Source organism: Novosphingobium sp. SL115 (assembly GCF_026672515.1).
Classification (GTDB): Bacteria; Pseudomonadota; Alphaproteobacteria; order Sphingomonadales; family Sphingomonadaceae; genus Novosphingobium.
Genome location: NZ_JAPPRG010000002.1, coordinates 2039106 through 2051658, shown reverse-complemented (window position 1 = coordinate 2051658; position 12553 = coordinate 2039106). Strand labels below are relative to the sequence as shown.

Sequence of the window (12553 nt, the reverse complement as noted above, 5' to 3'; positions counted from 1 at the left end):
GACACCGCAAGGATTGGAAGTCCCCCTGCCGGGCAGACCGCCGAGTGCGGCTCGATTGACGGCGATATAGGTGCGGTTCCGCTTGGCACAAGGCCCCCGCGCGCTTACCGCATGAACACAATTGTTCAAGGAGTCGGATGTAGATGCGCAAGGTTTTGATCGGCGGGCTTTCAGGACTGGCCCTCACCCTTTCCGGCGCGCTGGCAGGTTGCGGCCAGAAAGCTGAAGACCCCACCGCCGCTGCCAGCCAAACCGCTGATGCAACACCGGAAAATGCGCCCGGTATCGCGCTGGCCGATGCCGTTGTCCGTCTGCCCGCCATGGCCGGGCGTCCCGGCGTCGCCTACTTCACCGTCTCGCAGGGCGCAGGCCCCGCGCGCAAGATTGCAGGCGTCTATGTCGAGGGCGCAGACCGTGCCGAAATGCACGAAACGGTCACGGAAAACGGCGTTTCCTCGATGAAGCCGGTCAAGGACGTGGCAGTCGAATCAGGCAAGACCGTTGAATTCAAATCCGGCGGCCTTCATGTGATGCTCTACGACATCGCCGATACGCTGAAAGCTGGCGGGACCACCGAACTGACGATCACGCTCGACAATGGCGACAAGGCTAGCATTCCAGCCAAGGTCGAAGCCTTTGCCGCTGCAAGTGGCGAAATGGACCACAACATGAGCGGGCACGACATGTCCGGTCATGACATGAGCAAAATGTGAAACAAAACGGCGCTCCCTGCCCGCCTGGCGGGGAGCGCCCGCTAACAGACGGCGAACGCGCACTTGTGGCCGAAGTTTTCGGCAGCACCATCGACACCGCGCCTGTTCGCATTCGCCGTCGCCGCTGGTTTCCTTTCCAGCCGACGTGCACGGTCATGGCGCCAATGGGGCACCTGCACTTCACCCCTGCCAGCCCACACTATCGCGATGACTTCGGCTGCGCGGACCTGACATTGCAAGGGCTGTTCATTCACGAAATGGTCCATGTCTGGCAAACGCAGCAGCGCGGTCGCTGGTGGCTGCCTTTAATGCGGCACCCGTTCTGTCGCTACACTTACACCTTCAGGCATGGTCAGAAGTTTGTGCATTATGGTATTGAACAACAGGCCGAAATAGTGCGCCATCTATTCATGGCAAAACGGGGCCGTCCGTTACCGGAGGCCCCGCCTGTGGAATGGCTTGAAGCGATCCTGCCGTTTGCTCAGCAACGCACCTCGTATTCATAACCGTTGCGGTCACGGCGATAACAGCGGTCGCCATCCTTCCTGATCTGCGAACCGCCCGCTGCACCCACCGCGCCACCAATCGCGGCGCCCGTGGCAATATCGCCACCGGTCGCAGCCCCGATGCCAGCGCCAACAGCCGCGCCCAACGCGGCACCTTCACCGGTATAGTTGCGCGCGCAGCCGCCAAGTGTGACCGCCGAACCCATGATAAGCGAAGCAATGATGATCTTGCGCATGGTAAATCTCCGTTTTTCACGGAGTTGACGCATCATTGGCAGCAAAGTTCCCACCGACGCGACGAACCGTTGCGCTTTGCCATAAAGTGTCGCGCACCTGAAAAAGAACTGCGCACCCCACTCTGGCAAGAGCGCACAGCCTGAAACCTCAGATCAATCAGGCTTCTTCGCCACAGCCACCATGGCCGGGCGCAACAGGCGGTCCTTAATCATATAACCTGCTTGCAGCTCTGAAACGACCGTGCCCGGTTCTGCATCGGCAGAGGGCATTTCAATCATCGCCTGATGCTGATGCGGGTCCAGAGGCAGGCCCATGGCAGCAATGCGCACGATACCGTGGCTACCAAATACCTTTTCGATCTCGCGACCCGTCGCTTCCAACCCTGCGACAAGGTTCTTGAACTTGTCGTCTTCACGCAGATCAGCTGGAATGGATTCCAGAGCGCGCGAAAGATTGTCCGCCACCGAAAGGATATCGCGGGCAAAACCGGTCGCGGCATAGGCCCGGGCATCGGCAATGTCCTTTTCCATGCGACGACGCAGGTTCTGCGTTTCTGCCTTGGCGTAAAGGATGTCCTGCTTGGCCGCTTCCAGCTGCTCGCGCAGAAGGGCCGCTTCGTCGCTTGCCGAAGGCTGGTCGATCATGTCTTCGGGCACACCCTTCAGTTCAGCTTCCACTTCAGCGTCGGTGGGGCGCGTCTCGTTATCGCTCATTTTCTCGAAAACCCGTCTTGTCCGATAAATTTGCCCAGCGTCTGGGCGGTGAAATCAACCATGGGGACGACGCGCGCATAATTCAACCGAGTCGGGCCGATAACCCCCACCACGCCAACCACGCGCCCATCGCCATCACGCCAGGGCGATGCGATCACCGACGATCCCGAAAGCGAGAATAGCCGGTTTTCGCTGCCGATGAATATTCGCGTTGCCTGCGCCTCACGCGCGGCGTCCAGAACCCGTGCAATCGCTTCGGCGCTTTCCAGCTCATCCAGCAATTGCCGCACCCTTTCGATATCATGCAGCGCGGTTTCATCCAGGAGATTGGCCTGCCCACGCACGACGAGTACGGGACGTGCAGCGGCATCAAGGCTCCAAACCGCAAGGCCCCGCTGCACCAGATCGGCGCTTGCCGTATCCAGCGCGGATCGCCCGCTCATGATCTCTGCCTGCACCACCCCCGCTGCTTCGGCCAGTGTGCGTCCGGCAAGGCGACTTGTCAGATAATTGCCTGCCTGTTCCAATGCAGCAGGCGCCACTGGTTCGGGTAGATCAATCACGCGGTTCTCGATCCCGCCTTCTTCGCTTACTAGCACTGCCAGCGCGCGCACGGGCGACAATGGCACAAACGAAAGCTGCGCCAACCGTGGCTCGCGCTTGGGCACCATCACCACCGCCGCCCCCGCCGAAAGCTCCGACAGCGCCGAACTTGCCGCCGCCAGTGCCGTCTCGATGCTTCCGCCCGTGACCAACCCCCGCTCGATCTGCGCGCGCTCCGCCGCAGACGGTTCGGCCATCTGCATGATCCCGTCGACGAACAGGCGCAGGCCCACTTCTGTCGGCATCCGCCCCGCACTGGTATGCGGCGCAGCCAAAAGCCCGGCATCCTGCAATTCTACCAGGACGGACCGGATCGACGCAGGCGACAGGTTCACCCCGCCCGGCCCGGCCAGCGTTTTCGAGCCTACCGGCTGTCCGTTGGCAATATAGCCCTCCACCACAAGACGGAATATCTCGCGGGCGCGGTCTGTCAGATCGGATAGCGTGGGGCCTAACATTCTATACACCGCTCTTGCAGGCTCAGGCCCGATGCGCCAGAGGCTGACGAAACTTTTGAGGGAAAATCCATGCGACCTTCCGGCCGCGCGCCTGATGAAATGCGCGCAATCTCGATCGAAACCAATTTCACCAAACACGCCGAAGGTTCGGTCCTTATCAGCTTTGGCGATACCAAGGTGCTCGTCACCGCTTCGGTGGAAGAACGGGTTCCGCCGTTCCTGCGTGGCAAGGGCGAAGGCTGGGTTACAGCGGAATATTCGATGCTTCCGCGCGCCACGCACACCCGTGGCAGCCGTGAAGCGGCCAAGGGCAAGCAGTCTGGCCGTACGCAGGAAATTCAACGCCTTATCGGCCGTTCCTTGCGTGCTGTCACAGACCTGAAGAAGCTGGGCGAACGCCAGATCACGCTGGATTGCGACGTGATTCAGGCCGATGGCGGCACCCGCACAGCGTCGATCTCTGGCGCATGGGTTGCCCTTCGTCTTGCCGTGCAGAAGCTGCTCGACAGCGGGGCGATCAAGGAAGATCCGCTGACCGAAAAGGTCGCTGCCATCTCTTGCGGCATTGTCAACGGAACCCCGGTTCTTGACCTTGATTACATTGAAGATTCATCCGCCGATGCTGACGCCAACTTCGTGCTGATCGAAGGCGGCAATATTGCTGAGGCACAGGCTACCGCCGAAGGCGCGACGTATGACGAAGAAGCGCTGCTGCGCCTGCTGCGTCTGGCCCGCATGGGCTGCGCCGAAATCTTTGCCGCGCAGGAAAAGGCAGTCCGCTGATGTCTGCTCCCCGTCTCGGTTCCGGCAAGCTGGTTATCGCCACACACAATGCCGGAAAGCTCAAGGAAATACAGGCACTTCTCGCCCCTTATGGCATGGAATGCCTGTCAGCAGGCGCACTGGGCCTGCCTGAGCCTGACGAGACGGGGACGACATTCATCGAGAACGCGCTGCTGAAGGCACATGCCGCCGCAAAAGCAGCGCAACTTCCGGCGCTTGCAGATGATTCCGGACTGTGTGTCGATGCGCTGGGCGGCGCGCCCGGGGTCTATACCGCCGACTGGGCCGAGGCAGATGTGTTCGAAGGTGGGCCGGGCCGCGACTGGTACATGGCCATGGGTAAAGTCGAAGGCAAGATTGCCCAGCAAGGCCCTGAAACTCCGCGCAATTGCCACTTTTCATGCGTACTGGCAATCGCATGGCCGGATGGTGCGCAAGCGGTTTACGAAGGGCGCGCTCATGGCAGCTTGACATGGCCGCCGCGCGGGACGCTGGGCTTTGGCTATGATCCGGTGTTTGTGCCCGTGGGCGACACCCGCACCTTTGCCGAACTCGATCCTGCCGAGAAGCACGCGATCAGCCACCGCGCCGATGCCTTTGCCAAGCTGGTGGCAGACCAATTTTCCTGAAATATCAGTTATAAAGCGACCGCAGCATCGCGCCTTCGCGTCGGCATACATCGGTGCTAGATATGGATCATGAATCCGCTTGCTCTCTACATCCACTGGCCGTTCTGCCTCGCCAAGTGTCCCTATTGCGACTTCAACAGCCATGTGCGTGAAAAGACCGACATAAGCGATTGGAAACGCGCGCTTATATCTGACATGCGGCATGAGGCTGCACTGACCGCAGGTCGCCCTTTGACATCGATCTTCTTTGGCGGTGGCACCCCTTCGCTAATGCCGCCCGCCTTGGTCGAAACCCTACTGCTGGAAGCCCAGCGTTTGTGGGGGTTTGCGCCGGGTATCGAGATTACGCTGGAGGCCAATCCCAGTTCGGTGGAAGCAGCGAACTTTGCTGTTTTGGCTGGCGCTGGAATCAACAGAGTTTCCTTGGGACTTCAAGCGCTTGATGACCCAACCTTGCGCTTCCTGGGAAGATTACACGGGGTGAGTGAGGGACTGGCGGCGCTGGATGTGGCACAGCAGCATTTTGAGCGGGTCAGTTTTGACCTGATCTACGCCCGTCCGGAACAAACAGCATCACAATGGAAAGATGAGCTCTCCCAAGCACTTGCCATGGGAACCGGACACCTTTCCTTATATCAGTTGACGATTGAGCCAGGCACCCGGTTTGCAACGCTGGTGCGCGAAGGCAAGCTCACCCCGCTGGATGACGATCAGGGCGCAGAACTGTTTGAAATTACCAGAGAATTGACTGCCTCCGCGGGTCTTCCGGCCTATGAAACCAGCAATCATGCGCGTGTTGGAGAGGAAAGCCGTCATAATCTGACCTATTGGCGCTATCAGGACTACGTCGGGATCGGCCCTGGCGCGCATGGGCGACGGCTGGGCACGGCGACAGTGCGACACAAGAAGCCGGAGAATTTTCTTCGCGCAGTTTCCGAACAAAATCATGGTATTAGCGAAGAACGCTTACTACCGCTGCGAGAGCAGGCGATGGAGGCTTTGCTGATGGGCCTGAGGCTAACGGAAGGCATTTCACCCCCTGCACTGGCCGCGCGCTTTGGCATGGCCGAACAGGATCTGATTGACCCGAAAGCTTGCGATTCACTCGCAAAAATGGGTTACCTGAACGTCCGCGAAACACACATGACCGTGACTGAGAAGGGCGCGCCGCTACTTGAAGCCCTGCTGGCCGACCTCGTAAGCGACACGCTTGTCAGCCCATGACGATCGCGGAAATTCTTGAGGCGTGGAACGGCCATCTGGCGCTGGGACGACGACGATCACCGCACACCGTCCGCGCCTATGCCGCCACCGCGGCTCGCCTTCTCCATGCGATGGAATGTGAACCGGACTGGACCAGCCTCGCCCGCCTTGATGCCGCTGCGCTGCGCAACCATCTGGCGGCGCGGCGTGCTGATGGACTTGGCAATGTTTCGGCGGCGCGGGAATTGTCGGCCCTCAAAACCTTCATCGCGTTTGCCCGTGAACAAGCTGGGGAAACCGACGCCAATCGCCCTCGCCTGCGCGGACCGCGCGTGAAGAAGGGGCTGCCACGCCCGGTGACTCCGGATGAGGCGGTGAATCTGGCGGAAACGGTGGCGGATGATGCCGCAGTGCCGTGGATCGCGGCGCGGGATCGGGCGGTGCTGCTGCTGCTATATGGCGCGGGGATGCGTATTGCCGAGGCGCTGGCCCTGCCTGCCGCCGCGTTGCCGCTGGGCGAAACGGTGACGATTACCGGCAAGGGCGGGCGTCAGCGGGTGGTGCCGCTACTACCCATCGTGCGGGCCGGGGTTGATGATTATGCGCGCCAGTGCCCATGGCCGCTGGCGAAGGACAAACCGTTGTTTCGCGGGGCAAAAGGTGGCCCACTGGCGCAAGGCATGGTGCAACGCGCGGTGGCGCGGGCGCGCGTCTCGCTGGGCCTGCCGGCCACAGCTACTCCCCACGCGCTGCGGCATTCGTTTGCCACGCACCTTTTGAGCGCAGGAGCGGATTTGCGGAGCCTGCAGGAGCTGCTGGGCCACGCCAGCCTGTCTTCCACGCAGATCTATACCAAGGTCGATGCAGCGACTTTGCTGGACGTGTATCGCAACGCCCACCCCCGTGCTTAGGGCCTTTATTTGGCGAGCGCCGCAGGGCGTGGCAGCCTGAGCACTGACAACAGCCCACCGAGGTCTTCGCTTTCGCGCAAGTCCACGCTGCCGCCATAGATTTCGGCCACATCGCGGACGATGGCGAGGCCCAAGCCGGTGCCGGGCTTGCCCGTGTCCAGCCGCGCGCCACGATCGAATATGCGGGTGCGGGATTCTTCGGGGATGCCCATGCCGTCATCTTCAACCCAGATTTCGCAGAACTTTGCGTCGGCAGGTGCAGCGTCGATGGTAATGAACACCGAACCGCCACCGTATTTGGCTGCGTTTTCAATCAGGTTGCCGAGAATTTCATCGAGATCCTGCCGTTCGATGGAGACTTCGGCGTTTCGGTTGCCGTCCATGTCGAGGCGAACCTGAGGGTAAAGCCGGGTGACGGCGCGTTCCACCGCTTCGGCGCTGTCCCACACCGGCGCGCGTGACAGGCCGACCGCGCGGCGGCCAACGGCGCGGGCGCGGGCGAGGTGGTGATCGACCTGACGGCGCATGACGGCGGCTTCGCGGATGACGGTATCGGCCAGATCGTCTGCCTTGGCCGTAGCGGCATTCATCACTACGGTCAGCGGCGTTTTGAGCGCGTGGGCAAGATTACCCGCATGCGTGCGCGCCTCTTCGGCCTGCCGTTCGGAATGTTCGAGCAGGCCGTTCAATTCCAGAACCAGCGGCTGCACTTCCAGCGGCAGGGGTTCCGTAACGCGGCTGGCCCCACCTTCCCGCATACGGGCAATGGCAAGGCGGACGCGGCGCAAGGGACCGAGCCCGTAGTAGGTTTGCAGGCCCGCCATGACGACAAGGCCAAAGCCCAGCGCAAGAAACGACCAGATCAGGATCGAGCGGATGCGGCGGATCTGCGCGTCGATTTCGCCACGGCTGGCGGCGACCTGAAATTCCCACAGGGTGTTGCTACCGGGCAGGATGACCGAGCGCTGAATGATACGCAGCGGCTCACCATCAAACTGGTCGCTGTCATCAATGCGCGGTTCGACATGGTTGCTATCAAGGTCAGAGCGGAGCGAGCGATCCCACAGTGAGCGCGAGGGAAAATCTTCGTGCCCCTGCCCGGATATCTGCCAGTAAAGGCCGCTATTGGGTTCGAGGAAACGCTGGTCACCCAAGGGGCGGTTGAAGAACACTTCGCCATCGGGGCCGATTTCGGCGGACGCGACCATGGCGGTCAACATATAGCCGAGTTGTTCATCGAAGTTGCGGGTAACAAGGCCGGTCAGCGTCTGGTCAAGCGCCAGCCCGCCGCCGAGCAGAAGAATCGAAATCCAGCCCGCCGCGATAAGCAGCATACGCCGCGCCAGCGAACCGGTGTGCGGCGCTGGCTGCGGCGTTTCAGTGCTGCCGGTTGCGGCCACGAATTATCCGTGCCTGTCTTTACCCGCGCCCATATTTACCCACGACCGCCTTCAGCCGGATCATCGAGGCTGTAGCCAAGGCCGCGAATGGTGGTGATGACGTCCGGTCCGAGCTTTTTACGGATGCGTGTAACAAACACTTCGATCGTGTTGGAATCGCGGTCAAAATCCTGATCGTAGATATGTTCGATCAGTTCAGTGCGGCTGACGACCTTGCCCTTGTGGTGGAGCAGATAGGACAGCAGCTTGTATTCCTGCGCGGTCAGTTTCACCGGTTCGCCATTTAGCGTGACGCGGCCCGAACGGGTATCAAGGCGGACATCGCCAGCAGTAAGTTCGGACGAGGAATTGCCCGAAGCGCGGCGGATGAGCGCGCGCAGGCGGGCGATGAGTTCTTCGGTCTGGAACGGCTTGGCAAGGTAATCGTCCGCACCGGCATCAAGCCCCGCAACCTTGTCAGACCACGAATCGCGCGCGGTGAGGACGAGGACGGGGAACTTGCGGCCTTCCTTGCGCCACATGCCAAGCACGGTCAGTCCGTCGATTTCAGGCAAGCCAAGGTCGAGCACGACGGCATCGTATTCTTCGGTGGAGCCGAGGAAATGGCCGTCTTCGCCGTCGGTTGAAAGATCGACCGCATAGCCCGTCTGTTCGAGCGTGGATTTTAGCTGTTTGCCGAGAGTGGGTTCATCCTCGACGATCAGGATGCGCATGGAACAGTTCCCCTGCTGGGCGCGACATTCGCGCCGGACTTGGGCGTCTAGATGGGGTGACAAACCTGAACGGTCAAGGAACTGCGATGTAGTGCGCTGTTCAGGAGCGACCGGTTACCGGCTTTCGCCCAGAACCTGTCCGGTGCGCGCATCAACGTCGACGAACATGACACGGCCATCGCGGATAAACTTCAGGCGATAGACCAGCGCTGCCGGATCATATTCCGGGCCGAGATACTGCATGCCGGGTTTGGTCGGCAGGATACGGCGTTCGATATCGCGCAGCGAACGCACAGCGCCCGAACGCAGATCGCGCCGCGCCTCGTTCTGTTCGTCCGGGCGCTGTTGCGCGTGAGCCGTGACGGGCAGCATCGCCAGCGAGAGCGCCGAGGCGGCAAAAAAGAGGGCAATGGGCTTTTGCATGATGGGGGCATGCATAAATCGAAGGCATTGAACAAGCGGTGAATAGGAAGCCCCGTTTCTGTTAAGGCAGTTTTGTTAAGGGAGCGGCGTTGCGCCACGGCAACGGGGCGGCTAAGCGCGGGCCATGGCATCAGCACCGATACTTAGCTGGGAAGGTCTTGGCCTTGTTCAGGGCAATGGCTGGCTTTTCCAGAATCTGGACATCCACATTCAACAGCGCGACAGGCTGGCGCTGATCGGGCGCAATGGCGCTGGCAAGACCACGTTGCTGAAGCTGCTGGGCGGGCAGGTGGATGCCGACAAGGGCACGCGATCCATCCAACCGGGGACGCGGATCGTCACGCTGGAGCAAGACCCGTTCTTTACCGGGTACGACACGCTGCTCGACTTTGCCCTTTCTGGCAAGGACGCCCCGCCCCGGCATGAGGTGGAATCCATTGCAGGCCAGCTTGGCATCGACCTTGGCCGCAAAGCCGACAGCGCCAGCGGCGGGGAACGGCGGCGCGCAGCACTGGCGCGGGCACTGGCGAGCGAGCCGGACCTGTTGTTGCTGGACGAGCCGACCAACCACCTGGATCTGGCGGCGATCGACTGGCTGGAAGACTGGTTGCTGCGATACAAGGGCGCGTTCGTGGTTATCAGCCATGACCGCACGTTTCTGGAACGGCTGACCAAGGCGACGTTGTGGCTGGACCGTGGCAGCTTGCGGCGCAAGGACATCGGCTTTGGCGGGTATGAGGCCTGGATGGAACAGGCCTATGCCGAGGAAGCACGCGCCGCGGACAAGCTGGACGCCAAGCTGAAGATCGAGGCGCACTGGCTGGAACGCGGGGTTACCGCGCGGCGCAAGCGCAACATGGGGCGGCTGGAAAAGCTGTATGAAATGCGGGCGCAGCGGGCAGCGATGCTTTCGCCCCAAGGCACGGCCAAGCTGGCGATTGCGAGCGATGATGCCAAGAGCAAGGCGGTGATCGTTGCCGACCATGTGAACAAGAGTTTTGGCGAGCGGCCTATCGTCAAGGACTTTACCCTACGGATCACCCGCAAGGACCGGATTGGCGTGGTGGGGTCGAACGGCGCGGGCAAGACCACGCTGCTGAAGCTGCTGACCGGCGAACTGGAGCCGGACAGCGGCACGATCACACTGGCCAAGACGCTGCAGGGCGTAATGATCGACCAGCAGCGCAGCCTGATGTCGCCCGAAAAACGGGTGCGCGATGTGCTGGCCGATGGAAGCGACTGGATCGACGTGCGGGGCGTGCGCAAGCACATTCACGGCTATCTGAAGGACTTCCTGTTCGATCCGGGGCTGGTGGAAGCGCGCGTGGGCACGCTTTCGGGCGGGGAGCGGTCACGCCTGTTGCTGGCGCGCGAATTTGCGCGGTTTTCGAACCTGCTGGTGCTGGACGAGCCGACCAACGACCTTGATCTGGAAACGCTGGACCTGTTGCAGGAAGTGATTTCGGATTACGACGGCACCGTGCTGATCGTCAGCCACGACCGCGACTTTCTGGACCGGACAGTGACGATCACGCTGGGCATGGACGGCTCAGGCCGGGTCGACATCGTCGCGGGCGGGTATGCCGACTGGGAGAAGATGCGCAAGAGCCGCAATGCTTCAGGCGCCAAAGCGGCGCCGAAGCAGGAAGCGACTGCCCCTCCCCCACCGCCTATGCCGGCGAAGAAGGGCAAGCTGACTTACAAGGACCAGCGCGACTACGATTTGCTACCCAGCAAAATCGAGGAACTGGATGCGGCCATTGCGCGGGGTGAAGCGCAACTGGCCGACCCTGATCTTTATGCGAAAGACCCCAAGAAGTTCGACGCGCTGATGGCGGCGCTGGCAAAAGTGCGGGCGGACAAGGATGCCGCCGAGGAGCGCTGGCTGGAACTGGCGGAGATGGTGGAAGGCTGATTGGCCGACTGCTGGGGTGCGGCCCCCGCCTTCGCGGGGGCGCGGTTTATAAGGGCATTGGCGCCTTCGCGGGGGCGCGGTTTATAAGGGCATTGGCGCCTTCGCGGGGGCGCGGTTTATAAGGGCATTGGCGCCTTCGCGGGGGCGCGGTTTATAAGGGCATTGGCGCCTTCGCGGGCGGGCGCATGGTCTGGTCAGCGAATGCGGTAGTAGACCGCGATGCGATCCAGCGCGATACGCAGGACCAGTTTGCCACTGCGAGCGGGCCAGTCGAGCGCCTTTTCGGCGGCGGGAAGCCCTTCGCCCGCACAAGCCACGCGCCACAGGATATCGGACAGGCCGTTGCCCGCGTGGGCCATGGCGGCATCGAAACGGGCGCGGGCGGCGATCTGGCGTTCGCTGGCGGTAAGGCCACGGTCAGCCGTTCCCGTAATACGCACGGCATCCCAGCGCATGGTCAGGGATGGCGAAAGCTGGGCGCGTTCGTAATCGGCACGCAGGCGCTCTCCTGCGGTGAGCTGGCGGTCGGTCAGATGGCCGCGTGCGTGCAGCCAGGTGAGCGGAGATTCGGCAAGGTTCACCGTGACGGTGCGGCTGCGGGCGGTGATCTCAGCGCTTTGACGCGGGCCTTCGGATGTGAGTTCGCGCGTGGCGAGAATGCGAGCCATGGTTGCCCTCCTCTTGAACATTTCAGGAACAAGCAAAGCACTTGCCTCCCCTCTCACTTTGTAGGAAAGCAAAAAAACACCACTGCGGTTAAGAAGATTGCTGCATGATAAACCGAATCCGCGATATTCGCCGCCAAAAAGGCATGACGCTGGCCGATGTGGCCGCGCGCTGTACGCCTCCGACCACCGCGCAGACGATCGGGCGGTTGGAAACCGGCATGCGCAGCCTGTCACTGGTGTGGATGAACCGCATCGGTGCCGCGCTGGGCGTGGACCCGCAACTTCTGGTCAAAGCGGACGAGGAAACACCCGCGCGCATGGTGGCGCGGTTGGGCGCGCAAGGTGCCGAAGCGCTGGCCCGTCCGATGGATGCCATTCTGCCCGTGGCGCTTGATGGTTCGGCGCGGCTGATGGCGATGGCGGTGGAATCCAGCGCTGGGGAATATCGCGCCGGTGACCAGGTGTGGCTGCGGCAAATTGAACCGGAAGAATTCCCGCGGGCTTTCAACCGTGATGTGCTGGCCCCGCGCCCCGGCGGACGTTTTGCCTTTGGCCGCCTGATAGACCAGCGTGATGGGCGCATTGCGCTGTTGCCACCCGGCGCTGGACAACGGCAGGTGGTGATCGACCGTCCCGCATGGATGGGCCTTGCCGAAATGCTGGTGCGCAAGCTTTGAC

The 12553-nt window shown here is 61.8% G+C and carries 15 protein-coding genes; 8 read left to right on the top strand and 7 right to left on the bottom strand.

Annotation, left to right across the window (positions count from 1 at the left end; all coding sequences use genetic code 11):
* Nucleotides 1-143 precede the first annotated feature (143 nt).
* Nucleotides 144-713: a copper chaperone PCu(A)C gene (locus OVA07_RS11475; RefSeq protein WP_268171550.1), complete on the top strand. Its 570-nt coding sequence runs from the start codon at nucleotides 144-146 to the stop codon at nucleotides 711-713.
* 65 nt (nucleotides 714-778) lie between these two features.
* A complete protein-coding gene (locus tag OVA07_RS11470) occupies nucleotides 779-1219 on the top strand; it encodes a vgr related protein (RefSeq protein ID WP_442789646.1) in 441 nt (146 codons plus the stop codon).
* Here the strand turns inward: OVA07_RS11470 and OVA07_RS11465 are convergent.
* The 3 genes from OVA07_RS11465 to hrcA all read right to left on the bottom strand — a co-directional run bounded on the left by OVA07_RS11465 (nucleotide 1195) and on the right by hrcA (nucleotide 3230).
* Nucleotides 1195-1455 carry a YMGG-like glycine zipper-containing protein gene (locus tag OVA07_RS11465; protein WP_268171548.1) on the bottom strand — a complete coding sequence of 87 codons (261 nt, stop codon included), beginning with the start codon at nucleotides 1453-1455 and terminating at the stop codon, nucleotides 1195-1197. The two genes, OVA07_RS11470 and OVA07_RS11465, sit on opposite strands and share 25 nt — an antisense overlap.
* A gap of 153 nt (nucleotides 1456-1608) precedes the next feature.
* On the bottom strand, nucleotides 1609-2169 hold the full coding sequence (locus OVA07_RS11460) for a nucleotide exchange factor GrpE (RefSeq protein WP_268171547.1): 561 nt from the start codon (nucleotides 2167-2169) through the stop codon (nucleotides 1609-1611).
* A complete protein-coding gene (gene hrcA, locus OVA07_RS11455; protein WP_268171546.1) occupies nucleotides 2166-3230 on the bottom strand; it encodes a heat-inducible transcriptional repressor HrcA in 1065 nt (354 codons plus the stop codon). The genes OVA07_RS11460 and hrcA overlap by 4 nt, the downstream gene beginning before the upstream one ends.
* Before the next feature lie 69 nt (nucleotides 3231-3299).
* On the opposite strand from hrcA, the gene rph reads away from it, so the two are divergent.
* From rph to OVA07_RS11435, 4 genes are all read left to right on the top strand, one after another.
* The gene (rph, locus tag OVA07_RS11450) at nucleotides 3300-4013 is read left to right on the top strand and encodes a ribonuclease PH (protein WP_268171545.1); all 714 of its coding nucleotides are present in this window, start codon (nucleotides 3300-3302) and stop codon (nucleotides 4011-4013) included.
* Complete coding sequence (rdgB, locus tag OVA07_RS11445) at nucleotides 4013-4642, top strand: RdgB/HAM1 family non-canonical purine NTP pyrophosphatase (protein WP_268171544.1); 630 nt, start codon at nucleotides 4013-4015, stop codon at nucleotides 4640-4642. Before rph ends, rdgB begins: the two co-directional genes overlap by 1 nt.
* Nucleotides 4643-4711: 69 nt before the next feature.
* The gene (gene hemW, locus OVA07_RS11440; protein ID WP_268171543.1) at nucleotides 4712-5866 is read left to right on the top strand and encodes a radical SAM family heme chaperone HemW; all 1155 of its coding nucleotides are present in this window, start codon (nucleotides 4712-4714) and stop codon (nucleotides 5864-5866) included.
* The gene (locus OVA07_RS11435; RefSeq protein WP_268171542.1) at nucleotides 5863-6756 is read left to right on the top strand and encodes a tyrosine recombinase XerC; all 894 of its coding nucleotides are present in this window, start codon (nucleotides 5863-5865) and stop codon (nucleotides 6754-6756) included. The genes hemW and OVA07_RS11435 overlap by 4 nt, the downstream gene beginning before the upstream one ends.
* 5 nt (nucleotides 6757-6761) lie before the next feature.
* On the opposite strand, the gene OVA07_RS11430 is transcribed toward OVA07_RS11435, so the two are convergent.
* The 3 genes from OVA07_RS11430 to OVA07_RS11420 form a co-directional block, all read right to left on the bottom strand.
* A complete protein-coding gene (locus OVA07_RS11430; protein ID WP_268172692.1) occupies nucleotides 6762-8090 on the bottom strand; it encodes a sensor histidine kinase in 1329 nt (442 codons plus the stop codon).
* A 101-nt stretch (nucleotides 8091-8191) separates the two neighbouring features.
* Nucleotides 8192-8869: a response regulator transcription factor gene (locus tag OVA07_RS11425; protein ID WP_268171541.1), complete on the bottom strand. Its 678-nt coding sequence runs from the start codon at nucleotides 8867-8869 to the stop codon at nucleotides 8192-8194.
* A gap of 114 nt (nucleotides 8870-8983) precedes the next feature.
* Nucleotides 8984-9292, bottom strand: a complete 309-nt coding sequence (locus tag OVA07_RS11420; protein ID WP_268171539.1) for a PepSY domain-containing protein — start codon at nucleotides 9290-9292, stop codon at nucleotides 8984-8986.
* A 124-nt stretch (nucleotides 9293-9416) separates the two neighbouring features.
* Here OVA07_RS11420 and OVA07_RS11415 point away from each other — a divergent pair, with 124 nt between their 5' ends.
* Nucleotides 9417-11207: an ABC-F family ATP-binding cassette domain-containing protein gene (locus OVA07_RS11415; RefSeq protein ID WP_268171537.1), complete on the top strand. Its 1791-nt coding sequence runs from the start codon at nucleotides 9417-9419 to the stop codon at nucleotides 11205-11207.
* A 194-nt stretch (nucleotides 11208-11401) separates the two neighbouring features.
* Here the strand turns inward: OVA07_RS11415 and OVA07_RS11410 are convergent, their stop codons facing one another.
* The gene (locus tag OVA07_RS11410) at nucleotides 11402-11875 is read right to left on the bottom strand and encodes a DUF6456 domain-containing protein (RefSeq protein WP_268171536.1); all 474 of its coding nucleotides are present in this window, start codon (nucleotides 11873-11875) and stop codon (nucleotides 11402-11404) included.
* A gap of 104 nt (nucleotides 11876-11979) precedes the next feature.
* On the opposite strand from OVA07_RS11410, the gene OVA07_RS11405 reads away from it, so the two are divergent.
* Nucleotides 11980-12552: a helix-turn-helix domain-containing protein gene (locus OVA07_RS11405; RefSeq protein ID WP_268171535.1), complete on the top strand. Its 573-nt coding sequence runs from the start codon at nucleotides 11980-11982 to the stop codon at nucleotides 12550-12552.
* Nucleotide 12553 lies beyond the last annotated feature (1 nt).

Excerpts from the sequence above, each read along its gene's own strand:
- OVA07_RS11460 (WP_268171547.1), bottom strand. The coding sequence starts at position 2,169 with ATGAGCGATAACGAGACGCGCCCCACCGACGCTGAAGTGGAAGCTGAA.
- OVA07_RS11475 (WP_268171550.1), top strand. The coding sequence starts at position 144 with ATGCGCAAGGTTTTGATCGGCGGGCTTTCAGGACTGGCCCTCACCCTT.
- OVA07_RS11415 (WP_268171537.1), top strand. The coding sequence starts at position 9,417 with ATGGCATCAGCACCGATACTTAGCTGGGAAGGTCTTGGCCTTGTTCAG.
- OVA07_RS11405 (WP_268171535.1), top strand. The coding sequence starts at position 11,980 with ATGATAAACCGAATCCGCGATATTCGCCGCCAAAAAGGCATGACGCTG.
- OVA07_RS11420 (WP_268171539.1), bottom strand. The coding sequence starts at position 9,292 with ATGCAAAAGCCCATTGCCCTCTTTTTTGCCGCCTCGGCGCTCTCGCTG.
- rph (WP_268171545.1), top strand. The coding sequence starts at position 3,300 with ATGCGACCTTCCGGCCGCGCGCCTGATGAAATGCGCGCAATCTCGATC.
- OVA07_RS11465 (WP_268171548.1), bottom strand. The coding sequence starts at position 1,455 with ATGCGCAAGATCATCATTGCTTCGCTTATCATGGGTTCGGCGGTCACA.
- rdgB (WP_268171544.1), top strand. The coding sequence starts at position 4,013 with ATGTCTGCTCCCCGTCTCGGTTCCGGCAAGCTGGTTATCGCCACACAC.
- OVA07_RS11430 (WP_268172692.1), bottom strand. The coding sequence starts at position 8,090 with ATGCTGCTTATCGCGGCGGGCTGGATTTCGATTCTTCTGCTCGGCGGC.
- OVA07_RS11435 (WP_268171542.1), top strand. The coding sequence starts at position 5,863 with ATGACGATCGCGGAAATTCTTGAGGCGTGGAACGGCCATCTGGCGCTG.
- hrcA (WP_268171546.1), bottom strand. The coding sequence starts at position 3,230 with ATGTTAGGCCCCACGCTATCCGATCTGACAGACCGCGCCCGCGAGATA.
- OVA07_RS11425 (WP_268171541.1), bottom strand. The coding sequence starts at position 8,869 with ATGCGCATCCTGATCGTCGAGGATGAACCCACTCTCGGCAAACAGCTA.
- hemW (WP_268171543.1), top strand. The coding sequence starts at position 4,712 with ATGAATCCGCTTGCTCTCTACATCCACTGGCCGTTCTGCCTCGCCAAG.
- OVA07_RS11410 (WP_268171536.1), bottom strand. The coding sequence starts at position 11,875 with ATGGCTCGCATTCTCGCCACGCGCGAACTCACATCCGAAGGCCCGCGT.